Annotated in this window: 17 protein-coding genes and 11 tRNA genes; 22 read left to right on the top strand and 6 right to left on the bottom strand. The window is 50.3% G+C overall.

The features are described 5' to 3' along the window. Window positions 1-231 precede the first annotated feature (231 nt). The 7 genes from ACX93W_RS15930 to ACX93W_RS15900 all read left to right on the top strand — a co-directional run bounded on the left by ACX93W_RS15930 (window position 232) and on the right by ACX93W_RS15900 (window position 867). Window positions 232-307, top strand: a tRNA-Asn gene (locus ACX93W_RS15930). Between the two features lie 5 nt (window positions 308-312). Then, a tRNA-Thr gene (locus ACX93W_RS15925) sits at window positions 313-388 on the top strand. Between the two features lie 53 nt (window positions 389-441). After that, window positions 442-516, top strand: a tRNA-Glu gene (locus tag ACX93W_RS15920). Between the two features lie 3 nt (window positions 517-519). Continuing rightward, a tRNA-Val gene (locus ACX93W_RS15915) sits at window positions 520-595 on the top strand. Between the two features lie 10 nt (window positions 596-605). Further along, a tRNA-Gln gene (locus ACX93W_RS15910) sits at window positions 606-680 on the top strand. A gap of 7 nt (window positions 681-687) precedes the next feature. Next, a tRNA-Lys gene (locus ACX93W_RS15905) sits at window positions 688-763 on the top strand. Between the two features lie 24 nt (window positions 764-787). Then, a tRNA-Leu gene (locus ACX93W_RS15900) sits at window positions 788-867 on the top strand. A gap of 68 nt (window positions 868-935) precedes the next feature. On the opposite strand, the gene ACX93W_RS15895 is transcribed toward ACX93W_RS15900, so the two are convergent. Next, window positions 936-1505 (bottom strand): Crp/Fnr family transcriptional regulator, encoded by a 570-nt coding sequence (locus ACX93W_RS15895; RefSeq protein WP_459393354.1) that lies wholly within the window; start codon window positions 1503-1505, stop codon window positions 936-938. A 329-nt stretch (window positions 1506-1834) separates the two neighbouring features. Between ACX93W_RS15895 and ACX93W_RS15890 the strand changes: the two genes are divergently transcribed. From ACX93W_RS15890 to ACX93W_RS15855, 8 genes are all read left to right on the top strand, one after another. Beyond that, complete coding sequence (locus ACX93W_RS15890; protein WP_459393353.1) at window positions 1835-2305, top strand: hypothetical protein; 471 nt, start codon at window positions 1835-1837, stop codon at window positions 2303-2305. Window positions 2306-2355: 50 nt separating this feature from the next. Beyond that, window positions 2356-2784, top strand: coding sequence for an S-layer homology domain-containing protein (locus ACX93W_RS15885; RefSeq protein WP_459393352.1), 429 nt, complete (start codon window positions 2356-2358; stop codon window positions 2782-2784). A gap of 88 nt (window positions 2785-2872) precedes the next feature. Next, window positions 2873-3256 carry a YbaN family protein gene (locus ACX93W_RS15880; RefSeq protein WP_459393351.1) on the top strand — a complete coding sequence of 128 codons (384 nt, stop codon included), beginning with the start codon at window positions 2873-2875 and terminating at the stop codon, window positions 3254-3256. Then, the gene (locus tag ACX93W_RS15875; protein ID WP_459393350.1) at window positions 3231-5012 is read left to right on the top strand and encodes an ABC transporter ATP-binding protein/permease; all 1782 of its coding nucleotides are present in this window, start codon (window positions 3231-3233) and stop codon (window positions 5010-5012) included. The genes ACX93W_RS15880 and ACX93W_RS15875 overlap by 26 nt, the downstream gene beginning before the upstream one ends. After that, complete coding sequence (locus ACX93W_RS15870) at window positions 5005-6660, top strand: amino acid ABC transporter ATP-binding/permease protein (protein WP_459393349.1); 1656 nt, start codon at window positions 5005-5007, stop codon at window positions 6658-6660. Before ACX93W_RS15875 ends, ACX93W_RS15870 begins: the two co-directional genes overlap by 8 nt. 3 nt (window positions 6661-6663) lie before the next feature. After that, window positions 6664-7305 carry a nitrous oxide-stimulated promoter family protein gene (locus ACX93W_RS15865; protein WP_459393348.1) on the top strand — a complete coding sequence of 214 codons (642 nt, stop codon included), beginning with the start codon at window positions 6664-6666 and terminating at the stop codon, window positions 7303-7305. A gap of 176 nt (window positions 7306-7481) precedes the next feature. Beyond that, window positions 7482-8135, top strand: a complete 654-nt coding sequence (locus ACX93W_RS15860; RefSeq protein ID WP_459393347.1) for a hypothetical protein — start codon at window positions 7482-7484, stop codon at window positions 8133-8135. A 329-nt stretch (window positions 8136-8464) separates the two neighbouring features. Further along, window positions 8465-8647, top strand: coding sequence for a hypothetical protein (locus ACX93W_RS15855; protein WP_459393346.1), 183 nt, complete (start codon window positions 8465-8467; stop codon window positions 8645-8647). 176 nt (window positions 8648-8823) lie between these two features. Here ACX93W_RS15855 and ACX93W_RS15850 read toward each other — a convergent pair whose 3' ends face one another. Further along, on the bottom strand, window positions 8824-9747 hold the full coding sequence (locus ACX93W_RS15850) for an aromatic acid exporter family protein (RefSeq protein ID WP_459393345.1): 924 nt from the start codon (window positions 9745-9747) through the stop codon (window positions 8824-8826). A gap of 233 nt (window positions 9748-9980) precedes the next feature. On the opposite strand from ACX93W_RS15850, the gene ACX93W_RS15845 reads away from it, so the two are divergent. Then, window positions 9981-11321 carry a hemolysin family protein gene (locus tag ACX93W_RS15845; RefSeq protein WP_459393344.1) on the top strand — a complete coding sequence of 447 codons (1341 nt, stop codon included), beginning with the start codon at window positions 9981-9983 and terminating at the stop codon, window positions 11319-11321. A 1432-nt stretch (window positions 11322-12753) separates the two neighbouring features. Here ACX93W_RS15845 and ACX93W_RS15840 read toward each other — a convergent pair. Continuing rightward, window positions 12754-13149 carry a DUF2203 family protein gene (locus ACX93W_RS15840; protein WP_459393343.1) on the bottom strand — a complete coding sequence of 132 codons (396 nt, stop codon included), beginning with the start codon at window positions 13147-13149 and terminating at the stop codon, window positions 12754-12756. 264 nt (window positions 13150-13413) lie between these two features. Between ACX93W_RS15840 and ACX93W_RS15835 the strand changes: the two genes are divergently transcribed. From ACX93W_RS15835 to ACX93W_RS15815, 5 genes are all read left to right on the top strand, one after another. Continuing rightward, window positions 13414-14274 (top strand): ABC transporter ATP-binding protein, encoded by an 861-nt coding sequence (locus tag ACX93W_RS15835; protein ID WP_459393342.1) that lies wholly within the window; start codon window positions 13414-13416, stop codon window positions 14272-14274. Window positions 14275-14523: 249 nt separating this feature from the next. After that, window positions 14524-14598 (top strand) — tRNA-Gly (locus ACX93W_RS15830). Window positions 14599-14606: 8 nt separating this feature from the next. Then, a tRNA-Arg gene (locus tag ACX93W_RS15825) sits at window positions 14607-14683 on the top strand. 23 nt (window positions 14684-14706) lie between these two features. Then, a tRNA-Pro gene (locus tag ACX93W_RS15820) sits at window positions 14707-14783 on the top strand. Between the two features lie 9 nt (window positions 14784-14792). Then, a tRNA-Gly gene (locus ACX93W_RS15815) sits at window positions 14793-14866 on the top strand. A 285-nt stretch (window positions 14867-15151) separates the two neighbouring features. On the opposite strand, the gene ACX93W_RS15810 is transcribed toward ACX93W_RS15815, so the two are convergent. Beyond that, window positions 15152-16852 (bottom strand): methyl-accepting chemotaxis protein, encoded by a 1701-nt coding sequence (locus tag ACX93W_RS15810; protein ID WP_459393341.1) that lies wholly within the window; start codon window positions 16850-16852, stop codon window positions 15152-15154. A gap of 698 nt (window positions 16853-17550) precedes the next feature. On the opposite strand from ACX93W_RS15810, the gene ppc reads away from it, so the two are divergent. Next, window positions 17551-20355, top strand: a complete 2805-nt coding sequence (gene ppc, locus ACX93W_RS15805; protein ID WP_459393340.1) for a phosphoenolpyruvate carboxylase — start codon at window positions 17551-17553, stop codon at window positions 20353-20355. 121 nt (window positions 20356-20476) lie between these two features. On the opposite strand, the gene ACX93W_RS15800 is transcribed toward ppc, so the two are convergent. Together ACX93W_RS15800 and ACX93W_RS15795 are read right to left on the bottom strand one after the other, a co-directional pair. Then, complete coding sequence (locus tag ACX93W_RS15800) at window positions 20477-21376, bottom strand: Nif3-like dinuclear metal center hexameric protein (protein ID WP_459393339.1); 900 nt, start codon at window positions 21374-21376, stop codon at window positions 20477-20479. A 232-nt stretch (window positions 21377-21608) separates the two neighbouring features. Continuing rightward, entirely contained in the window at window positions 21609-23768 is a 2160-nt protein-coding gene (locus ACX93W_RS15795; protein WP_459393338.1) for an alpha-glucuronidase family glycosyl hydrolase, read from the bottom strand. Window positions 23769-23978 lie beyond the last annotated feature (210 nt).

The following is a 23978-nucleotide window of genomic DNA, read 5'->3' as shown; positions in this document are numbered from 1 at the left end:
ACGAGGTTGATAGGTTCGGGGTGGAAGCACAGCAATGTGTGGAGCTGACGAATACTAATCGGTCGAGGGCTTATCCTATTAGACTTGATTGCTCATACAAGCGTCAAGCAACCAGCTAAAGTACACGTGAAGCACTCTTTCGTATCCAGTTTTCAATGTGCAAACATTGAATGAATGGTTGCGTATTTTCTGAAGCGATTCAGGAAGCGAAGCCATTGCAAATCGCCATATTCCCTGATAGCTCAGTTGGTAGAGCACTCGACTGTTAATCGAGTTGTCACAGGTTCGAGTCCTGTTCGGGGAGCCAAGTTTGCTCTCATAGCTCAGTAGGTAGAGTGCATCCATGGTAAGGATGAGGTCACCGGTTCGATCCCGGTTGAGAGCTCCATTATTCCTTGGTACATGATGATTTCATGCAAGACAAGCAGTATTGCTACATAAGGCCCGTTGGTCAAGGGGTTAAGACACCTCCCTTTCACGGAGGTAACAGGGGTTCGAATCCCCTACGGGTCACCATTTGGAGGATTAGCTCAGCTGGGAGAGCATCTGCCTTACAAGCAGAGGGTCGGCGGTTCGATCCCGTCATCCTCCACCATACCGTTCGTTGGGGATTAGCCAAGCGGTAAGGCAACGGACTTTGACTCCGTCACTCCAAGGTTCGAATCCTTGATCCCCAGCCATTTTTGAGAGCCATTAGCTCAGTTGGTAGAGCACCTGACTTTTAATCAGGGTGTCGAAGGTTCGAGTCCTTCATGGCTCACCAGTTATACTCATGCAAGTCCCACGCGCGCGTATGGCGGAATTGGCAGACGCACCAGACTTAGGATCTGGCGGGAGACCGTGGGGGTTCAAGTCCCTCTACGCGCATCATGCAAAACAAAAAGTCTTTAGATCAATTTTGATCTGAAGGCTTTTTGTTTTTGACCAGTTAGCTTCTATTCTCGGCATAACTGAAATTGATTTTTCTCGAATGAAATAACCCCCTCATCGCGCATGCTGGATAAAACAGCAGACAATGCGCTTCTGTCCACCGATAAATAATCAGCCATTTCCATCCGGGTAAATGGAATTTCAAACGGATTACTGCCAGCCCTTTTCCTATGGATGCGCAGGAAGGATTCTACTTTATCGCGGATCGTCCTGCTGCATACGCAGCTTAACTTGTCATTCAGGAGCTGCGTTTTAATGGCCATGCTATGCAGCATATTTTCGACCAGCTTTGCATGAAGTGGACAACTGGATGTACAGCCTTTCAGCACCTTTTGAAACTGAATGAGCAGCACAACGGTTTTAGCGCCGGCTTTTATCGTAAGTGGGGCTTCGGTTGTTCCAGCGCAAATCAATACCTCTCCGAACAAGTCGGAGGGCAATAAATGAGTGAAGATCTTATTGTTTCCGTTTACATCTACCTCGAAAGCTTGTGCTTTCCCCTCTACTACAACTCCGATATGTTTAATCTCATCGCCTGGCTGCAGGATGACTTCATTTTTATTGTAAGTTCTCATTACTGCCCCCAGGCAGCACGTTAGCACAGCGATTTCTTCCGGAAGAATATTACGGAATAAGGGGCAATTGAGCAACGTCTCATCATATTTTTTCAAAAAGAATCACCTCCGTTGCAAATACAACCGATTCCACGCTGTGAATTTGGTAACATACGCATTAGAAACGGTATCTTTCTCTGTATTAAATAATAATGATTATCATTACTGACTTCAACCTTAAAGATAGTCTGTTGTGTGACTAGGACTTTACAAAATCGTGAAGGGAGAAGGGGCCTGGCAAAAAGCATGATTGAACAGTAAGCTTCAACCCTTTAAATGCTTTCTTACTAATGATATTTACATCGGTTAAGGAAGTTGTATTCAGCCATACAACAGACAGCGGTAAAGTGCTGCAGGTTGCAGTGCCGCTAACCGTAAAAGCAAAAGTCGACTTATCCATTCAAACCCAGCCTGACAAGGCTTCTTATGTAACTGGTGAAAAATTGGATCTGAGCGGATTGGTCCTGTCGCTTACAACAACAGACAGCAAAGTTAATGGCGGGACGCCTGTTGTTGAAGAAGGAATAACGCCTCAGGATTTTACTGCCCGCTATATTGGGCTAACTCTTAAGCTGAATGGTGTCCTGGTAGTCGTCGACCCTCTTGAGGTTCAACTGGAGAGAGGTACATACACGCTGACGCTGGCGCATTCGACCAGAGGAGGCAATGTAACGCTGACGATTATTGTTACTGGTCTGCCTCACACGCTTGAAGATGGTGTTTATGCTATATCAGGGACGTCGCCGCAAAAGGGTGGATAAACGGGACAATCGAAGGGGTATTCAGCCCTGACCAAGCCTTATCGCGCGGCATGCTGGTCACGATTCTGGGACGGATGCACGGCGTTAGCGCATCGTATGAGGGAGCGCCTCAATTCAGCGATGTCGGCGCCAGCAGTTATTATTCCGGCTACGTGGCATGGGCGGCAGAAGCCGGTATTGTCCAAGGAACGGGCAACGGGCTGTTTAGACCGGATCGCCATATCACGCGTCAGGAAATTGCGGTTATATTGGGCAATTACATTAATTTCGCCAAGCTCCAGCTTCCGCAAAACGTAGTAGCAGAAGCTTATCAGGATGAGCAGGACATCGCGGCTTGGGCGAAGAGCAGCGTAACCTTGCTGCTGCAAGCTGGATTGCTGAACGGTAAAGAGGGCAACCGACTGGATTCTCTCGGAACGGCGACAAGAGCCGAAACCGTCAAACTGATCGCTTTGCTGGATGAATGGAGCAACAAGTAATTAATATGAAATCGGCCATTGCCATCCCTGATTTTCCGAATTGGGGATGGCTACGCCTTTCTTTTTTACGGTAAGGAGGAATGCACCGATGAAAATGCTGTATATCGGGCTTGGCTTTTTTTTCTTTGGGCTTGGCGCGGTGGGGGTTGTTTTGCCCCTTCTGCCCACTACGCCTTTTTTGCTTCTTTCCGCCTTTTTTTTCGCGCGGGGCTCGGAAAGGTTCAACCTTTGGTTTCAATCAACCAAGCTTTACCGGAGTCAGCTTGAACCCTTTCTTCGCAATCGCTCCATGACCTTGAAGTCCAAAATAACGATCGTAGGCTTCGCATCCATGATGCTGGCGATTGCGTTTGTTATGGTCGACTACTTATGGGCGCGGATTTTGATTCTGCTGGTAGCTTCGTACAAGTATTATTATTTCACATGTAAGGTGGCTACGGAAAAACATGAGTACACAAGAACAGAGCAGTAAAAGCAAGAAACGTTCCAAAATGATGGATATGAGATTGCTTGGCCTGGTTGAGCATTCCCGAAAATACATCGCGCTGGGCGTATTGGTCAATTGGATTGGACTGATCAGCAATATATGCGCCATTCTAACCATCGGGCTGATGCTTCAGAAAGCCTGGGACGGCGAAGCAAGCCGCAGCTTTTCGCTTATCGGAGCAGGAGTTGTTGCGCTTGCCATGCTGATTCGGCTCCTGTGCAGCTATGGGGGCAGCTTATTGTCCTGGCGAGCCTCCGTCAATGCCAAACGAACGCTCCGTTCCCGGATTTATTCCAAGCTGCTGAAGCTTGGTGGCGGTTATTCCGAAAAAACTTCCACCTCGGAGGTCGTGCAGGTAGCGGTGGAAGGGGTAGAGCAGCTGGAGCATTATTTTGGGCGTTATATGCCGCAATTTTTCTATAGCTTATTAGCCCCGATGACCTTGTTTTCGGTATTATCCTTCGTAAGCGTCAAAGCGGTCGTTATTCTGCTGCTTTGCGTCCCGTTAATTCCTATGTCCATTATTGCCATTATGCGATTCGCCAAAAAACTGTTTAGCCAATACTGGGGCAGCTACGTTAATCTGGGAGAAAGCTTTCTGGAGAACCTTCAGGGATTGTCTACCCTGAAAATTTATAATGCCGATCAGCTGCGCCATGAGGAAATGAACAACGCCGCGGAGAAGTTTCGCAAAATAACGATGAAGGTGCTGACCATGCAGCTGAATTCGGTAACGATCATGGATGTGGTTGCATTTGGCGGAGCGGGAGCCGGCGTTATTATTGCCGCTTATCAGTTCTCAGCGGGCGAAATTCCGCTGTGGGGCGCTTTTGCGATTATTTTGCTGTCGGCGGAATTTTTTATCCCGCTGCGCTTGTTAGGTTCTTACTTCCATATCGCTATGAACGGGATGGCGGCCAGCGACAAAATTTTTCGTTTGCTAGAGCTGGAAGAGGAAGCTGGAGGGAACCAGCCTTATCGACACGGGGATATTGTATATCGCAATGTTCATTATGCGTATGGACCGGAAAAAACCGCGCTGCGTAATATCAGCATGAGCCTGCCGGCCGTTGGCATGGTTGGTCTTGTCGGTGAATCGGGCTCCGGCAAAAGCACGATTGCGGCATTGCTTGCCGGGATCAATAGCGGCTATGAAGGCGGGATTAGCATTGCCGGGACGGAGCTTTCTGCGCTGTCGCATAAAAGCCTTCGGCGGAATATTACATTGATCGGCCATAACAGCTATATTTTCAGAGGCACGGTTGGCGAAAATTTAAGAATGGCCGCGCCGGATGCAAGCGACCAAGAGCTGCTTCAAGCTCTGGAGCAGGTGAATCTGCGGGAATTTGTAATGGGGCAGGGCGGATTGTCCTGCAAGCTGGATGAGCAAGGCGGCAACTGGTCGGGAGGACAGCGCCAGAGACTTGCGCTTGCCAGGGCGCTGCTGCATGATAGCAGCATTTATATTTTTGACGAAGCAACCTCCAATATCGACGTGGAGAGCGAGCAGGACATTATGGGGGTCATAAGCAGCCTTGCGAAAAGCAAAACGGTTGTGCTCATTTCCCATAGGCTGGCTAATGTCGTCTCGGCGGATCGGATTTACGTGCTAAACCATGGAGAGGTTGTTGAGCAAGGCAAATCCGACGACCTGCTGCGCCAGGGCGGACATTATGCCGCATTGTACCATGGCCAGCGCCAGGTGGAGCAATATGCAAAAGGAGAGACAGCTTATGCGTAGAAGCGGCTTAAGGATCATGGGCAAACTGATTGTGCTGCTGGGACCGATGGTTCCGGTTATGCTCGTTACGATTCTGTTCGGGATTCTGGGGTATTTGGCGGCGATATCCATTACCGTGTTAGGCGGCTATATGCTGCTCCATGCCATGGGGCTGAACCAGGCGCTGCCGCTTGGGATCCTGGCGGGTATGATCGCGGCTTGCGCGATTCTGCGCGGCGTGCTGAGGTATGTAGAGCAGATGAGCGGACATTACATTGCTTTTAAGCTGCTTGCCGTGTTACGCGACAAGATATTTGCTGTATTGCGCAGGCTCGCTCCGGCTAAGCTGGAGGGCAAGGAAAAGGGCAACCTGATCGCCATCATTACAAGCGATATCGAGCTGCTGGAAGTATTTTATGCCCATACGATTGCACCGGTGGTGATCGGCATCGTGACGTCAACTGTGATGGCGGTGTTTATCGGTTCATTTCATCCCCTGCTGGGATGGGTAGCGGTTGCGGCTTATTTGACGGTCGGTTTTATTATACCGGTATGGACGTCGAAGCTGGGCAAAAAACAAGGCATGGAATATCGCGACAGCTTTGGCTCTCTCAGCAGCTATTTTCTGGATAGCCTTCGAGGCGTCCGCGAGACGCTGCAGTTTAATGTCGGCGAGCATCGTAAAGGCCGCATTTCGGAAATGACCGAAGAACTGGACGGCAAGCAAAAGGCGTTAAGGAAGCAAGAGGGCATTGCCCGCGGCGCCTCGGATGCGTCCGTATTGGGCTTTTCATTTCTACTGATGTGCATCAGTCTGGTGCTGCATGCGCTTGGCGAGATCCCTTTTTCGGCGGTATTGATTCCGACAATGGCTTTGTTCAGCTCTTTTGGTCCGGTAGCGGCATTAAGCCAGCTCTCGAACAACCTGCTGCAAACGTTGGCCAGCGGGGAGCGGGTGCTGGGGCTGTTTGAAGAAAAGGAGAGCGTCTCGGAGGTAAACGGCGGCGAAAAGCCGGATTTTGCGGGCGCGGAGTGGCGAGATGTCGGCTTTGCTTATGAAAAGGAGACGATTCTGCAACATGTCAGTCTTCGGGTTACACCTGAAAGCATTGTCGGGATTTCCGGAAAAAGCGGATCCGGCAAGTCGACGCTGCTTAAACTGCTTATGCGTTTTTATGATCCTGACTCTGGTGAAGTAACCGTATCGGGCAAAAATCTGAAGTCGCTCAACACGGAGGCCTTGCGCAATATGCAGAGCTGCGTGGCGCAGGAAACCTTTTTGTTCAACGATACCATTGAGGCGAACATCGCGATCGGCCGTCCAGATGCCGGACCAGCGGATATTATCCGGGCTGCGCAAAAGGCGTCGGTGCATGAATTTATAATGTCGCTTCCGGATGGCTATAAGAGCAAGGTGGGCGAGCTGGGATCCAGACTTTCCGGCGGAGAAAGACAGCGTATCGGGCTTGCGCGGGCTTTCCTTCATGATGCCAAGCTGATGTTGTTTGACGAACCTACCAGCAATCTGGATGCATTTAACGAAGCCATTATTTTAAAGTCGCTGAATGAAGAGCGAAGCGGAAAAACGATTGTTTTGGTTTCCCATCGGGAATCGACGCTTCATATTGCGGATCAACGGTTTCATCTCAGCGCCGGAAGGATATCTTAGCCGATGGCAAAAGGCAGAATTTTGTCGGAGAAAAAAACGATTGCCAAGATGGTGGTCGTTTATTGCAAAGGAAACAGGCATCCCAAACCCCATCTTTGTCCGGAATGTCAGGAGCTGCTGGATTACGCTCACAAGCGTCTGGACAACTGCCAGTTCGGCGAGGAAAAGTCCTTCTGCGAGCAATGTCCGGTTCATTGCTACAAACGGGATATGCGGGAGAAAATCAAGCTGGTTATGCGTTTCTCCGGCCCGCGCATGCTGATTCACGATCCGCCGCTCGCGATCAAGCATCTGATATTAAGCGCAGCCTACCGCTACAAAAAAAGCAAGGGCAAGGTGGGGCCCGACCGCTGGGAGCAGGCGGAAGCAAGGCGCCGCAAACGGATGGCGGAAGGCGGGGCATCCGGGGCGAAGCCAGAGCGGAAGGAAGCCGAGCCGCAGGACCGCCTTGAGCTGGCGGAGGCAAAGCGCCGCGAACGGAAGGCTGAGAGCAGAGCATCCGGGACGGAGCCCGCGCAGCAGCCGGCCCTTGGCGGGGCAGCGCCGGATCGCAGGGAGCAGACCTCGGCAACCGAGCAGATTGCCGGGCCTTCCGGACCTTCTTCCGGAAATACGATTCTACTGACAAAGGAAAAAGAACAATGAAAACAATAAAACAGGGAATGGGCACGGTACTGCTGGCCATAACGTGCCTGCTTCTGTCGCTGACGGCTGTTTCTCATGCGTCGGCGTTGGGAGCGGGGGGCTTATTCGGTAGAGAACGACGCTTTTTACAAATCCGTCAGCTATAAAGTGACCAACCGCATATCTACGTGGTGCCGATGGGCCGTACCGTTATTTATTTTGTATCCATCAAGCCGGATACCGCCAAGCTGGAGTGGGGAACTTTCGGAGAATACAATAACTCTTCTTCAGCATCATCCGGCGAAGTCGCCAAACCTGAGCTGCCTTCGGGAATCTCAATCCAGGGTTCCTTTCAAGCTGCGACTGACGGCAAAACCGGGGCAGCTTCGAGCGCTGCTGCCGCTACGTCGGCGGAGTCTCCAGCGGCGTTGCCGTCAGCAAAGCCTCAAGGCGATAGCTCTGAGAAATCGCAACCTCAGGCAGCCAAGCCAGACGCAGGTTCCGTCAAAGCTTCGGAGACGGCAACCGGAGTCGGGGGAAACAGCGAATCAGGCGTAAGCTCCGAAACTGCCCCTCAGGCTGTCCAAGGTCAAGGACGGCAGGGAGAAGACGTCGCTGATAGAAACGGTGATGGTGATCAGGACGCGCAAAACGCTCTATTTTCGGAAGGGGAAGGCGACAACAAGGCAAATGTAAATTCAGCCCATTCGGAATCGGAGGCGAATGGCTCTTCGGCCCAAGGCGAAGAGGCGGAGGAGGCTGCTTCTTTCGACCAAACTGTACAATCTGCAGGAGATAAAGAAGAAGGAGCGGGTACGGAAGCGATTATTAGCACCTCGGCTGTTGAATGACCTTGATGGAGCGTTTCTCACGAATAGGTTATACACAAAGAAGTGGATAACTAGTGGGTTATCCAACGAACTGGCATTCGAAGTCAATAATATGTGCATAAGTATGTGGATGAAACGATTTTTACCCACAGTTTTATCCACATTATGTACAACTGGGATGTGTACAACTTAGCAATTTGTGAATAATGAATACGAAGGAGGGAATAACAGAGCATAGGAGAATTATAAAAATCTCTTTTTAGTTGTGAAAAAAATCACGTAATTTTAAGGAGGGGCATGTTAGGATAAAAGCATACAATACCTTGAATTTCACAATACCGAGGGGGATTATGATGAACGGGAATGAAACGAATGTCACGCAATATATGATGCAATTTTGTTATCACTGCGAGGACGCTGAGCTTTGCTCGACGGAGGAGCAATGCCGCGCGTGCATGGCCGAACATTGTCAAAGCGAAGAGGAAGAAGGCGCAGTGTCCACCAAGGATCTGCTGAACGCTTATTACGCTTGAACGAACGCGAGACACACATAAGCGCAAAGAAACCCGCTGGAATGATGAAGGTGTGGCCCTTAAAATCGACATTGGATCAACACATCGTGTTTGAGCAGACGACGATTTGATAGGGGGGACTTCCTTCAATGATTCCTTGGGTTTCTTTTTTTGCGGGCGGCTATCATTCTTTTACGTTACATTGTGTTAAGGAATCGCTCCAAGTCATTTGCTACGGTAAATAGATGCGCACGGTTTTCGAATTCGCCGCGGTCCTCAGGAAGCGGCAAATGGCGATGCAGCTCACGAATGGTGCGAAGCTGCTCGTAAAAATCATCGCTTTTGGATGGGTCGGTATACCCCTTGCTCAGCTCATTCAGAAATCCGCCGATGCGATTGCTCTGGTCCAACTGGGATGTAATTTGCGAAATTTCCGGCAGCATGCGCTCCAGCAGTTCGTATTGACGCCGTTTGTTTTCAAAATAAATAGTGTATTGGCTTTGCCCGCGGTTTTCCTCGTCCAGAAGAGCCATTTGCTTGGCGCTGGCCAGCTTGTCGGAAAGAGCAAGCAGTTCTTTTCCGTCCCACAGCGTGTACCCCTCTTGTAAATAATCGCCGTATTCCTTCAGAATGGCTGCTATGAGCCGGTCCACCTCCGCCTTTAGAGCATCCACTTTTTTGTCGATGCTTGGCATGTACCAATTGATGAGCAGCGCGACGCCGAGTCCGATAGATATAACCAGAATTTCATTAATGAAAAAAGAAAGCTCCAGCTTATGATGCATATACACATGCATCACGATAACGGAACTGCTGGCTATCCCCTCTTGGATACGCAAATAGACGACAAGCGGAATAAAGGTAGCGAGCAAAACAAGAAAGGTCCCGGCATGATATCCCAATACCGCAAACAATGCGCTGGAATAGAAAAGCACAAGCAGACAGGAGAAGAGCCGGCTTAATGCTGCCCTCTTGGATTGCTTGCGGGATTTTTGAATGCAGAGCAGTGTCAAAATGCCGGATGCCGTAAAAAATTCGAGCTCCAGAAACTGCGCGATCAGAATGGATAGGGTTACGCCGATCGCGGTTTTAATTGTGCGGTATCCGATTATACTGCGCATGGGTGCTACACCTGATTTCTATGATGATAAAGCCATTATAATCAAAAATGAAAAGCGGTGTAAATGAAAGGAAGTCGAAGGATTGGCTTTATCATGCATACGGACGACTGAGATAATCCATGTTAAGAAAACAGAAATTTTGAAACCCAAAGGATTTTGGATCGTAATGTTGAATGATATAGATAGATTCTATGTAAAATTTATGGAGGTGAATCCCTCACTGAGGGAACGTATTGGACATTGGTCTAGTCATTAATTTACTGTTGGTTGCTTTGTTGATTTTGTTAACGGCCTTTTTTGTTGGATCCGAGTTTGCAGTCATTAAAGTAAGGCTTTCCAGAATCGATCAGCTTGTGGCAGAGGGTAACAAAAAAGCGCTGGCAGCAAAAAAGGTTGTCACGCACCTGGACTATTATCTATCCGCGTGTCAGCTCGGCATTACCGTTACGGCGCTAGGACTTGGTGCGCTGGGCGAACCGACAGTAGAGAAAATTTTACACCCCGTATTTAATTCGATGGGCTTGCCGGAATCGCTGGCGACTCCGATCTCGTACATTCTTGCATTGTCGCTGATGACATTCTTGCACGTTGTATTGGGCGAAATGGCACCTAAGACATTGGCGATTCAGTTTGCTGAAAAAATGACATTGCTGTTGGCGCCGCCGCTTGTTTTGTTCGGAAAAATTACCTTTCCGTTTATCTGGCTGCTTAATGGCTCTGCAGCGCTCATTCTCCGTGTTGCTGGCGTCAAACCGGCTGGACATGAACAAGCCCACTCCGAGGAAGAGCTTAAAATTATTATGACCCAAAGCTTCAACAGTGGTGAGATCAACCAGACGGAGCTTTCTTATATGCAAAATATTTTTGCTTTCGATGAGCGCGTGGCCAAGGACATTATGGTTCCTCGTACACAGGTCATGGTTCTGGATGCGCGAATGACGCAAAACGAAATTTTGGACATCATCGACGAGCATCGCTATACAAGGTATCCGGTCACCGAAGACGGGGACAAGGACAAAATTATCGGATTTTTGAACGCCAAGGAGTTTATGACCAACGCGGTCATGAAACGTTCCTTTACGCTGAAAGAGCATTTGCACGCGATGGAAGTGGTATACGAAACGGCGCCGCTCCAGGATGTGCTGAAGAAGATGCAGAAAAAAGGCGTGCATATCGCAGCGGTCGTCGATGAATATGGCGGCACGGCGGGCATTGTAACTATGGAGGATCTGCTGGAGGAGATCGTTGGCGAAATTCGCGACGAATTCGATGAAGACGAAGTTCCAGATATCCAGAAAATAAAGGATGACCAATATATCATCAACGGCCGCGTATTGCTGGACGATCTGGAGGAGAGGTTTGGAATTTCCTTCAAGGATAGCAGCTACGAGGTAGATACAATCGGCGGATGGCTTCAGGTGCAGATGCTTGATTTTGACAAGCTGCCTGAGCCGATCCATCACGATAATCAAATCTGGACGGTTGTTGAGATGGACAATCGCCAAATTTTGAAGGCGTCACTGGTTCTCGTTCCCGAAAACGAGCAGAATGAGGAGCAGGACGAACATTCTTGATCGTAACCGTAATAGCTGATTCATAATTAGGTTTTTAACAAGAAGCTGTCCATGGCCGCAATTGGCTTGGACAGCTTTTTTGTCGTTTGGCCGCTGGGAAGGGCAGCAGTATGGGACGCGGACGTATAGCGCAATTGGCCGGGGCTGATGCGATGCGGACGTATGGCGCAATTAACCTGGGCTGATGGGCCGCGGACGTATGGCGCAATTGGCCGGGGCTGATGGGCCGCGGACGTATGGCGCAATTAACCTGGGCTGATGGGCCGCGGACGTATAGCGCAATTGGCTGGGATTGATGCGACGCGGACATATGGCGCAATTAACCGGGGCTGATGGGCCGCGGACGTATGGCGCAATTGGCTGGGGTTGATGCGACGCGGACATATGGCGCAATTAACCTGGGCTGATGGGCCGCGGACGTATGGCGCAATTGGCCGGGGCTGATGGGCCGCGGACGTATGGCGCAATTGGCCGGGGCTGATGGGCCGCGGACGTATGGCGCAATTGGCCGGGGCTGATGGGCCGCGGACGTATGGTGCAATTGGCTGGGATTGATGCGACGCGGACATATGGCGCAATTAACCTGGGCTGATGGGCCGCGGACGTATGGCGCAATTGGCCGGGGCTGATGGGCCGCGAACGTATGGCGCAATTAACCTGGGCTGCTTATTTGTTGTTGGGGGGATGGGGGGCGTAGTGGCGGTATGGGAAGGTATGGCTGCTGGTAATGCTGAATAGGTTTGTTGCGTGGGCCAACGTTGGGCGAAAGTTGAAAATGTTTTCTCATTAAAGAAAATGCTCATTACGGAAAGTGCTCATTACACTAGAGACCATGAGTAGCTGTTTAACTCGCGAGCGGCCTAACGGTCATGGAAGGCCGTTAAAACGGCAAATAGCGAAGTTTTCAAAAGCTAGCGGACATCGATGACCATTAGCGTTCAAAAACAGCGTAAATGAAGCGAAAAAAGAGCTCTAATGGTCATAAATGTCCGTTACCCGTCGGATTTCACCAAAAACGACTGCTAACGGTCATGGATGACCGTAACAACTCAGACAACTCGAGTAGTATCGCATGTCCGTAGCATTCCAGACGAACCGGAACTGCTGCTGGTGTGAGTAACAACTCAGACAACTCGAGTAGTATCGTATGTCCGTAGCATTCCAGACGAACCGGAACTGCTGCTGGTGTGAGTAACAACTCAGACAACTCGAGTAGTATCGCATGTCTGTAGCATTCCAGACGAACCGGAACTGCTGCGGGTACGCGTAACAACTCATGCAACTCAAGCTGTTGCGGGTGCGCGTAACAACTCATGCAACTCAAGCTGTTGCGGGTACGCGTAACAACTCAGACAACTCAAGCTGTCGCGGATGTCCGCCACAACTCAAGAAATCCAAACTGTTGCGGATGCCCACCAAGATATGCACGATGTCATGATTCGGGATGAAGCCTGCGGCCAGCGAATCCATCTTCATATTCGTGGTAGTGACTGATGCGCTCCTCGCCTTCCCGCCAGCAGAGAAGAACTTCTTTGCCATTGACGATGGAAGGGAAGTCCAGCAAGCCAGGTTCGATCATTTTGAGCAATACGCCTTTTCGCGAGAAATTTTCCACAAAAAGCTTCATTTCCAGCTGCATAAATTCCAAACGCGCTTCCAGTTCAAATAATGGTTCCCCCCGCTTTTCCGTGCCCTTGGTTTTCAGGATTTGATAAAGCGTATACTGAGTCTCCAACTCATTTGATAACTTCTGAAGGTGTGCCAGCTCCATCCGGATTGTCGGAAGGAGGTCGTTCGCCTCTTTTAGCGTAAAATGTTTTGTAATCATTGATGTCATCCCCATTAAAAGTTGTTCAAAATCCAAGTTTACTAAAACATGGAGGCGCGGGCAAACCCCGTTTTGACAACTTTGTTATCCGCTTGTTTGCCCCTCTTGGATTGAGTAGTTTGGGATTGACATTTTTTTTGAGAACTATTATCATTAAATGGTGTTGATAAACATTATCATTTTTTGGTTTGAATATAAATGTGCGTGATGACGGGGTAAATCGAAGCAGCCTGCAGGAATGCAGCGGAAGGAGCGTGTGGGAGAATGATACGGTTAACCACTTCAAATCTGGATATCGGTTATGATGACCGTTTGATTGTGAAGGATTTGAACATTTCAATTCCGCAAGGAAAAATAACTGCGCTGGTTGGAGCAAACGGATCGGGCAAATCGACGATTCTGAAAACAATGGCGCGGATTATGAATCCGTCGAAAGGCAGCGTCATGCTGGACGGTAAATCCATTCACAAGCAATCCACGAAGGAAGTGGCTAAGCAGCTGGCTATTCTTCCGCAAAATCCGACTGCTCCCGACGGCTTGACTGTAGCCGAGCTGGTATCGTATGGCCGTTTTCCGTATCAAAAGGGTTTTGGCTCCATGAGCAAAGAGGACAAGTCCATTGTTCAGTGGGCGATTGAAGCAACTGGCATGGAGGAGTTTGCGGACCGTCCGGTGGATCAACTGTCCGGCGGTCAACGTCAACGCGCCTGGATCGCGATGGCTCTGGCTCAGGAAACCGATATTTTGTTTCTGGATGAGCCAACGACTTTCCTGGACATGGCTCACCAGCTTGAGGTACTGCATCTGTTGCAGAAGCTGAACGAGTTCAATAATCGTACGATCGTTATGGTGGTCCATGACCTGAACCACGCCGCTCGTTATGCTCAGCACATGATTGCCATCAAAAAAGGCGTTGTTCGCGGCGAAGGATCGCCGGTTGAAGTTATCACGCCTGATATTATGCGTGAAGTGTTCAACATCGAAGCCGATATCGTGCCGGATCCGCGTACGGGCGTGCCATTGTGCCTTCCGTTTGCGCTGGCGGGCGAGCCGGTGGCAGAGAAAATAATGGGTCAATCGCGCGAGCAGCAAGGCGTGCAAAAGCTTGCCGCTGCGGGTGCTTAAATTTGTTTGTAATGATTAAATTTGTCTGACAGGCTCCGAAAGCAACCAGAGGCTGGTTGCTTTCGGGGTCTTTTGGTTTTCTTTTTAGTGAAGGCAGTTGCAAAACAGAAGCGTTTTGCAGCGTTCAACAGGGATTTTCAAGAAAAACAAAAAAAGTTTTAAAAAGCAGTTGCAATTGTCCACGGAACGTGATATATTATTACTTGTCGCCGCGATTGAAAAATCGTGAATGACAGGAAAAACTAATATGCGGAAGTGGCTCAGCGGTAGAGCATCGCCTTGCCAAGGCGAGGGTCGCGGGTTCGATTCCCGTCTTCCGCTCCATATTATTTGCGGCCTTAGCTCAGCTGGATAGAGCGTTTGACTACGAATCAAAAGGTCAGGAGTTCGAATCTCTTAGGCCGCGCCATTTTTTCCTTAATCGCATCATTTCGGGACGTAGCTCAGCTTGGTAGAGCACCTGGTTTGGGACCAGGGGGTCGCATGTTCAAATCGTGTCGTCCCGACCATCTAAATATGCGGGTGTAGTTCAATGGTAGAACTTTAGCCTTCCAAGCTAATAGCGTGGGTTCGATTCCCATCACCCGCTCCAGTATCTAAAACGTCCAGAAGCCTTGCGGAGCGAGGCTTCTTTTTTTGTGCATTCGATAAGGGGAAGCTCATCCTCTTGCTTTGGGGGCAGAACAGGGGGCATGTTTTATTTTCAGAAATACAAGGGCTGTGCTTTCCTTCGTTTCATTATCCCTTGGACTCCATCGGCAATGAAGGGTGGTTTCAGTTAAAGCGACCGTTACCCTTATAAGATTTTTGCCGTGATCAAAAAAACGCTAGGCGCATTCAGTATGCGTTAGCGTTTTTTTGTCTTGTCTTTTGTCAGCTACACTTTAAACTTGCCAATGAGATGGCGAAGCTTGTCTGCCATTTGGGACAGGGATTGAGCCGATGCGGAAATTTCCTGAATGGAGCCTAACTGATCGCCGGCAGCTTCGGCCACGCGCTCTGTGCCGGAAGAGGTGTTTGTGGCAATGTCGGAAATGACCGTCATGGAATGCGCCACCTGTTCCGTGCCCGCCGACATTTGCTCCGAGGCAGCGGAAACCTCCTGGATTTGGCTGGCGACCTGGCCGACCGATTGCTGGATTTCCTGGAAGGAGTCGCTCGCCAGTTTGACGGCTGAAATGCCCTCCGCTACTTCTTTTTCTCCCTGGTTCATCAGTTCCACGACTTGTCCGGTTTCTCCTTGCATGGCGCCGATCAGCAGCGCGATTTCGTCGGCGGAGGAAGCGGATTGCTCCGCCAGTTTGCGTACTTCCTGGGCGACGACGGCAAATCCTTTGCCCGATTCTCCGACCCGTGCGGCTTCAATGGCGGCATTCAACGCCAGCAAGTTCGTTTGCTTGGCGATGCCCGTTATGACATCGACAATATCGCCGACCTTCTGCGATCTTGCGCCCAGACTGCCCACTGCTTGTGCCAGATTGGAAACAGTGGAGCCTACGGACTGCATTTGATTAATTGCCGCTTGTACGCGCTGATTGCCTGTGCCCGCAAGCTCGGCGGTATGGAAGGCCGCTCCGGCAACTGTTTCGGCATTTACGGCGATATGCTGCACGCTATCCGACATTTCGCCAAAGGACTTGGCATTCTCCTCCAGGCTTTGTGCCTGCTTCTGCGATCCCCGCGTCAATTCTTCAGTCGTTGCGGCAATGTGTTCAGCATTCATGCGGATATGATCCGAACCTGCAGTCAATCCTTCAGCGGCCGTTGCTACATATTCGGCTCCGGTATTCATTTCAGTGATCAGGCTTCTTAAATTAGCTGCCATTTGGTTGAAAGCGTCGGCAAGGCCGCCAATTTCATCACGGTTTTTAACTTTTAAAGGAGGAGCTGTCAGCTCCCCGTCGGCAATGCGCCGTGCCGCAGAAACCATAGCTTTGATCGGGTTTGAGATTTGACGCGAGATGATGATGGCGACGCTTGTGCCGATGACAAGGCCCAGCAGAGAAAGGACAAGAACAAGAAGTACGGCGGATACGGACAGCTTCTCTGAGTTATTCAACGCCTCTTCTCTGAGCTGATCATTGATTTGGCTGAGCTGCTGAAAATTGTTAAGCATGCCGCCTATGTAGGTTTGAAGATCTTCCGCCGTCTGTGAAATGCCTTCTTCGTTGCCTTGTTCGTCGTAACTAAAAAGCTTTTCAAGCAAAGTCTTCATTTCACTTTGAATTTGCAGCATTTGATCCAGCAGCGTTTGCTCTTCATCCTGGCTGCCCAGGATTTGATAGGATTCGCCTGACGTTTGCAAATCGGCCAACATTGTGGTTATTTGCTCTTCTAACTGTTGACGGGAATCGCTATTGCTTTCCAATACATATTTAAGCGCCAACCGCTCCGTATTAATGATACGGCTTTCCATTCTGGCCAGCAGATCTGCGTTCGGAATCCAGACGGTTTGTATTTCATAAGCCTGCTCCTGCATTTGCTTCATTCTAAACACCGCTATTCCGCCAACCGCTCCCATCAGAATCAATACGCTTAGAAAACCCGCGAGCAATTTTTTGCCGACTGTTGCCTTCATTTATAATTCCCCCAATTGGTTGGTATGTACTTTCAACCTGCGTTCATTTGGTTTGTTGACATTGAATTTGGTTAACTATTTATTAATCAGCAGGTGTCTTAAGTTATTTCTACTTTAGTTGGTGTTTCTTAAAACTAACTTAAATGTTTCTGCTGCTTCTCAGAGTGAACTTGTTTGCGGAATGTTGATGGGTTGGAAGGGGAAGAATTTGCGGGAGTAAGGTTTTCTGGAAAGCTTGCCTAAAATGCTTTTCTAAAATGCTTGTCTAAAAAAGCTCGTCTAAAAAGTTCGTCTAAAAAGTTCGTCACAAAGGTAGTCCACAAAGCTTAAGGCAGCTGGTAATTATCTGCAGAGCATGCCAATTGCGAGTGGTTTTTCTACAGCGGATTTAGGGAATATTTGGATTTTGCGGAGGTTGCCTATAGCCTGCAATACACGGCAGCCACAGACGATTGCAAAAACTGTTATCGGTATGAGACGGCAAGAAGATTGATGATTGCAGTCAAGTAAAGTAAAATGAGAGAACGATACATTATCTTGGAAAACACTTTAGGGCTTCAACGAAGCACCGTTTTGTAGTATAGTAGTATGAAATGAAACCCTTGGATTACTCAAAAAAGTTGAATCGGGCATGTTCGCGAGGGAAGAGCGGATGCTTTTCAAAGTGAGTTTGCTGCACAGATTGTAGGAGGAACGGTATGTCGGAACAACCTATTGCAACAACCGCTGCCAGCCGTACAAGCGCCAATAATTTATTGAGACGCGACGTACGTTTTCTCGGGAATATTCTTGGCGAAGTGCTGGTTCATCAAGGCGGCCGCGAGCTGCTGGACATCGTAGAACGCATTCGGGAGCAAAGCAAGGCGCTGCGCGCCGGTTTTCTGCCGGAGCTGTTTGAGCAATTCAAAACAACGGTTAACGGCCTTAACCCGGAAATTCGCCATCAGGTGATCCGAGCGTTTGCGATTTATTTTCAACTGGTCAATATTGCGGAACAAAATCACCGGATCAGACGGAAGCGGGATTACGAGGTTTCTGCCGGGGAGACGGTTCAGCGCGGTTCGATTGAAAGCGCCATTAAGGAGCTAAGCGAGCTGGGGCTGGACGTTACCGCCGTTCAAGAAATCATGAAGGTTATTTCGCTTGAGCTAGTAATTACGGCACATCCGACGGAAGCGACGCGCCGAGTCGTGCTTGATGTGCATAAGCGCATTGCCGATGATATGATGCAGTTGGATAACCCGACGCTGACTCACCGCGAACGCGGCAAGCTGAAGGAAAAACTGCTCAACGAGGTTTTAATTCTTTGGCAAACCGACGAGCTGCGCGACCGCAAGCCGACGGTAATCGACGAGGTCCGCAACGGATTGTATTTCTTCGATGAAACCTTATTCGAAGCGATTCCAAGCGTGTATGAAGAGTTGGAGCGCTGTCTGACTAAATATTATCCTGGAGAGCACTGGCACGTGCCGGACTATCTTCGTTTTGGCTCCTGGATCGGCGGAGACCGCGACGGCAATCCTTCCGTGACGTCCAACGTTACGTGGGAGACGCTGCAGCTGCATCGCCAGCTGGCGCTTCGCAAATATGAGGAAAAGCTGAAAAACCTGGTGGATCTTCTCAGCTTCAGCACTAATCTGGTAACAGTCTCCGAGGAACTGGTGGAGTCTATTCGCAATGACCGCGCCCACGTCGAGCTGAAATGCGTTGACCCTTGGCGCAATGCGAAGGAGCCATACCGGATCAAGCTGGGCTTTATGCTGGAGAAGCTGGCGAATACCCGCGACGAGTCGCTGAAGGGCACGCCAACGCGCTACAATCATCCATCCGAGCTGCGCGAAGATCTGTTGATTATCGATCGCAGTCTGCGCCATCACTTCGCGGACTACGTGGCGGATACCGATCTGGCCAAGCTGGTTCGCCAGGTGGAGCTGTTCGGCTTCCATCTGATGGCGCTGGATGTGCGTCAGCATAGCCAAGAGCATCAAAACGCCATGACCGAAATCCTGCAAAAGATGCATATCTCCGAAGATTACGGCGCGTTGTCGGAACCGGAAAAAACGGAGCTGCTGCACCGTTTGTTAAACGACCCTCGCCCGCTTACATCCAGCCATCTGGATTATTCGGAATCCACAAGAGAATGCCTGGATGTGTACCATACGATTTATCGTGCGCAGCAGGAATTTGGCGAAGGCTGTATTACAAGCTATCTGATCAGTATGACGGAAGCTGCCAGCGACATGCTTGAAGTGATGGTTTTTGCCAAAGAAGTAGGTCTGTTCCGTCAGGAAAGCGACGGTACGGTTCGCTGTACGCTGCAATCGGTGCCGCTATTTGAAACGATTGACGATCTTCATGCCGCTCCTGCAATCATGAAGGAATTGTTCGAATTGCCGGTTTACCGCAAAGCGGTTGAAGCTCGCGGCAACACGCATGAAATTATGCTGGGTTACTCCGACAGCAACAAGGATGGCGGCGTGGTAACGGCTAACTGGGAGCTGCGCGTAGCGCTGAAGGATATTACGGCGGCGGGCAAGGCATACGACGTTAAGCTGAAGTTTTTCCACGGTCGTGGCGGCGCGCTTGGACGCGGTGGCATGCCGCTTAACCGCAGCATCCTGGCTCAGCCGCCACACACGGTCGGCGCGGGCATCAAAATTACGGAGCAAGGTGAGGTACTGTCTTCGCGTTATTCCCTGGAGGGTATTGCGTACCGAAGCCTGGAGCAGGCTACATGGGCGCTGATCACTTCCGCACGTTTGAACAAGTATCCGAAGCAGGAGCTTGAAGCAGAGCGCGAATGGGATGAAATTGCCCGGAGCATCTCCGAAACGGCCCTGACCAAATACCAGGATCTGATTTTCCGCGATCCTGACTTTATGACCTTCTTTAAAGAGTCTACTCCTCTGCCGGAGGTGGGCGAGCTGAACATCGGTTCCCGTCCATCCAAGCGGAAGAATAGCGACCGCTTTGAAGATCTGCGAGCGATCCCTTGGGTATTCGCCTGGACGCAAAGCCGTTATCTGCTGCCTGCTTGGTATGCGGCCGGAACGGCGCTGCAGCAATATGTCGGCGATAGCGAGGAAAAGTTGGAAACGCTGCGTACGATGTATGAGCAGTTCCCGTTCTTCAGCTCTCTGATTGACAATCTGCAGATGGCGCTTGCAAAAGCGGATCTTCTGATCGCCAAGGAATATGCCAACATGATTAGCGATGATGCCATCCGTCAGCGGATTTTCACGCAAATCGATCAGGAATACCGTTTGACGTCGGATCTTATTCTGCGTATTACGAAGCAGGTTGAAATTCTGGATAATGTGCCTGTTATTCAGGAGTCTATCCGTTTGCGCAATCCGTACGTCGATCCGCTCAGCTATATGCAGGTTCAATTGCTGTCTGAACTTCGCACATTGCGCGACAAAGACGAAGATGATCCTGAACTTCTCCGTGAAGTGCTGCTGACCATCAACGGAATTGCAGCGGGCCTTCGCAATACGGGCTAAGCTGAAAAAGAAACCTCCCGCTGAAACAGCCAAGCAATTGGCTGCTTCCTGCGGGAGGTTTTTGCATGAGATCACACATGGATGAAAGTCGATGATACTCTCGTGCTCTTGTGCAGCTTGGTTAAAGCAGATGGAACAAAGGCGCGTTTCCAAGAAAAGACACCGGTAAATCCGGGTAACGGGCAGCCAACGTTTCGGCCAGCAGCTTCATGCCCGGCTGCTCGCTTTCCGCATGTCCAATCAGCATAAACGTCTTGGAATGGCCTTGAAAAACGGCATCCCGTACATATTCCGGCGTCTCCCACTCAGGCCCTTCCCCTGCAATAATGAGGTCGAGTTCCTCCTGATGAAATAAAGGGATGCATAAATCGCCTCCACCTCGATAACCCGCCAACACGCCTACTCTTCTGCAAGTCTTTGTACAATTTCCCACAACACGAACAAAGGGGGAGCCCAGCCTGGATTTGACGTGGCGGGCGATTTCTTCAATCTTGATCTCAGGCATGCTAAGAATAGAGGCTGCCGGTTGATGGGACTCCACAAAGCCATCCCATTCCAATTCCTTCAGCAATCCTGCCATAATCCCATCGGGCTGCATGCGATGGATAGCGTCATGGAACCGATAGATGCTAACTCCGGGGCTGCTGCCAAAGCTTCGACTAGAACGGTCGCCAAAGCTGTTGTCTGAGCTGTAGCTCGAATTGTCGCCAGAGCTGTTATTAGCGCTGCTGCTCAAGCTGTTGCCAGAGCTGCGAATGAACGAAGCTTTGTGCTGAGATATGGGATCATGCGCAGGGGACGTCGTCTTGTGGTGGCTATAATAGTGGCCCTCATGACTAATAATCAAATTAAGTCCAAGCGCTATGGCTTGTTGAATGGCCTCCTGCGTCGCTGAAAAAACCGTAGCGATTCCGGTAACGGGCCAATCCATCTCTCCTTCGATTAATCCATCCACCGAAACCTCCGGCTTTGGCGCCGTCTGATGCAGCTCCCTTATGACCTGCTCAACCGTTAGTGCCATATAGCGCTCCCTTCTAGACCGTAGTGCCGTGCAGCTTGCGGCATACCATTAATACAGCTAACGATTAGCTGACATAATAATTAGCCGACATGATCATTAACGGGGATGATGAACGGCGGGTTAAATGTGAACGAGGCTGATTTTCACCGTCATTAACCTTTAACATGATTGAGCATCATCCTCATTAACTACCACGGGAAACTACTCTTATCCATTAATAATCTGTCTTCAATTAATAAATCAGCCTTCCCTGCTCATCCGGAATGCCGCTTTTGCGGTAAAAATAGGTGTTGATCTGGTCGCGCCATTCCTTGGCATGTTCGACTTGCTCCTGAAGGCGGGTTTCAACCTGGTTATAAAGGCCGTCTTCCATAAGCCCTTTTAAGGTACGCCATTGCGCCAGCAGTCCGGCAGCCTCTTCGGCCCCTTGGAAGTGGGTGTCATAAATATGCTGAATGACCGTTTTGCCGGAGTGAAGGGTATGCGTGTAAGGCACATGATGGAAAAAAAGAAGCAATTCATCCGGGCAACGTTCAAGGGAGTCGTAAATTGCGGCATTTTCTCCTAAATATTGAGCCGAATACCCCGTGCCTGTCGCGGTAGTCCGATCCACGCCCAGACCCTTATGATCGCTGTAATGATAGGTGCCCCATTGAGAAAACTCGTACCCATCCACATTAGGTCCATAATGATGGTTCGGATTCACCATCCAGCCAATGCCAAGCGGGGCCGTGTACGCCTCGTAGATTCGCCAGGAATTCATCAGCATGTCGAGGATAACGGCATTTACTTTTTCGTCATGGCCAAACGTAAGCGCCGTCCATTCCTTGGCGATTTCCTCTGCGGTCAGCTCGGGGTTCCAGGCGAGCCGGCCAAAACCGTACCAATTGGCCTGCGCCAGCAAATGCCCCGTCCAGTTGCCATCGCGTCCCGTGTTGGAGACAGCGGCAATGCCGCCGATGGCGCGCCCCCAGAACGAACCGGAAGCAATGGATTTTACCGGCGCCTGTTCGCTTGCGGCATAGGTATTGAAGTCCAGCACCTCTTTCCATTGCGGAATGAGGTAGAAGAGATGGCGCTGCTGTCCTGTATATTCCTGGGCAATCTGGAATTCCAGCACCTGATTGGTTTTTTCAAGCCCGCCGAACAACGGGGATACCGGCTCCCTGACCTGAAAATCCAGCGGGCCGTTTTTGATCTGCAGCGCCACATTATCCGCAAATCTGCCGTCCAATGGCTGAAAATGATCGTAAGCGGCTCTAGCGCGGTCCGTTGTACGGTCGCGCCAATCCTGTTTGCAGTTGTAAACAAAACAGCGCCAGATAACGATGCCGCCAAAAGGCCGGAGCGCATCCGCCAGCATATTGGCTCCATCTGCATGATCGCGTCCGTATGTGAACGGCCCCGGACGATTTTCCGAGTCCGCCTTGACCACAAATCCCCCAAAATCCGGCACGGCTTCATACACAACGGCGGTTTGCCGCTTCCACCAATCTGCCACCCTGACATCCAGAGGGTCGGCAGTGTCCAGCTCTTTTAGCTCAATAGGCGCGGCAAAATTGACGCTTAAAAAAAGCTTTATCCCGTACGGGCGCAAAATATCTGCAATCCGGGCAATATCCGGCAAGCAGCGCGGCGTAATGAAGTAGGTTTCTTCATGGTGGACATTTACATTATTGATGCAGAGCGAATTAATGCCGATTGAAGCCAACAGCCGCGCATAATCGTGAATGCGGCCGGATTCCGTCGTCAGGAACCGGTTATTCTCGTAAAGGAAGGAACGTCCGGCATAACCGCGCTCAACGCTTCCGTCAAAATTATCCCAATGATCAATCATCCTCATTCCGTTAGCGGGAGCCTGCGCTTCGTTGATTCTTTGCACATTGACCGTTCCCGCGGCGATAAGCCGCAGCAAATGAAAGACGCCATAAAGAAGGCCCGAAGGGGATGAGGCGCCGATTGCCAGGCATTGATGCCGCTCGCTGAAGGCTAAGGCAAAACCTTCGCAAGCAGCGTCTTGAATGGAAGCTTCATTAAAATATCGCGAACCGTAGTTTTCGCCAAAACCGGTGCTCTGGTGGAACAAACCAAGCGCAACGCCGCTTTGCTCCTGCTGTTGTACAATCGGCACTGTTTTGCCCAGCAGGGCTTGCAGTCCCAGCTGCAATTCCGCTGCGGCTGTTGTCAGGGAAGTGTTCCCGCCATCTGTGCTAGCGGTTTGGGCGATTCCTGCTCCGTCCGCCTGCCCGGTATCCTGGTGACTCGATATCGAAATCGTGCTGAAATGTGCCGCAATGGAATCAAAACCAGGCTGATCTGCAAGCGGGCGATAACCCAGCCATGCCTTGTATCCGCTTGCAAACTGTTGGTCGCGGCTTTCCTTTTCTGTCATGCTGCGTCCTCCTCTTTTTCATGGGCAAAATAGGGTAATATGAATATCCTTATCCTACCATGTCCGACTTTGGGGGAACCATTGCCAAATCGCGCAGTAATTTGCCCTTTTTAAGACAAAGGGAGCGGGTGGATGAATTCCAATCCTTGCGCCGGGACTCGATGAATGGACATGTCAAACGTCCGCCACCGTATCAAGTTCCAACAACTG

Source organism: Paenibacillus sp. CAU 1782 (assembly GCF_054551715.1).
This window is presented reverse-complemented; position numbering and strand designations above follow the sequence as displayed.

Coding starts and splice junctions, on each gene's coding strand:
- ACX93W_RS15895 (WP_459393354.1), bottom strand. CDS start 1,505: ATGAGAACTTACAATAAAAATGAAGTCATCCTGCAGCCAGGCGATGAG.
- ACX93W_RS15890 (WP_459393353.1), top strand. CDS start 1,835: ATGATATTTACATCGGTTAAGGAAGTTGTATTCAGCCATACAACAGAC.
- ACX93W_RS15885 (WP_459393352.1), top strand. CDS start 2,356: ATGCTGGTCACGATTCTGGGACGGATGCACGGCGTTAGCGCATCGTAT.
- ACX93W_RS15880 (WP_459393351.1), top strand. CDS start 2,873: ATGAAAATGCTGTATATCGGGCTTGGCTTTTTTTTCTTTGGGCTTGGC.
- ACX93W_RS15875 (WP_459393350.1), top strand. CDS start 3,231: ATGAGTACACAAGAACAGAGCAGTAAAAGCAAGAAACGTTCCAAAATG.
- ACX93W_RS15870 (WP_459393349.1), top strand. CDS start 5,005: ATGCGTAGAAGCGGCTTAAGGATCATGGGCAAACTGATTGTGCTGCTG.
- ACX93W_RS15865 (WP_459393348.1), top strand. CDS start 6,664: ATGGCAAAAGGCAGAATTTTGTCGGAGAAAAAAACGATTGCCAAGATG.
- ACX93W_RS15860 (WP_459393347.1), top strand. CDS start 7,482: ATGGGCCGTACCGTTATTTATTTTGTATCCATCAAGCCGGATACCGCC.
- ACX93W_RS15855 (WP_459393346.1), top strand. CDS start 8,465: ATGATGAACGGGAATGAAACGAATGTCACGCAATATATGATGCAATTT.
- ACX93W_RS15850 (WP_459393345.1), bottom strand. CDS start 9,747: ATGCGCAGTATAATCGGATACCGCACAATTAAAACCGCGATCGGCGTA.
- ACX93W_RS15840 (WP_459393343.1), bottom strand. CDS start 13,149: ATGATTACAAAACATTTTACGCTAAAAGAGGCGAACGACCTCCTTCCG.
- ACX93W_RS15835 (WP_459393342.1), top strand. CDS start 13,414: ATGATACGGTTAACCACTTCAAATCTGGATATCGGTTATGATGACCGT.
- ACX93W_RS15810 (WP_459393341.1), bottom strand. CDS start 16,852: ATGAAGGCAACAGTCGGCAAAAAATTGCTCGCGGGTTTTCTAAGCGTA.
- ppc (WP_459393340.1), top strand. CDS start 17,551: ATGTCGGAACAACCTATTGCAACAACCGCTGCCAGCCGTACAAGCGCC.
- ACX93W_RS15800 (WP_459393339.1), bottom strand. CDS start 21,376: ATGGCACTAACGGTTGAGCAGGTCATAAGGGAGCTGCATCAGACGGCG.
- ACX93W_RS15795 (WP_459393338.1), bottom strand. CDS start 23,768: ATGACAGAAAAGGAAAGCCGCGACCAACAGTTTGCAAGCGGATACAAG.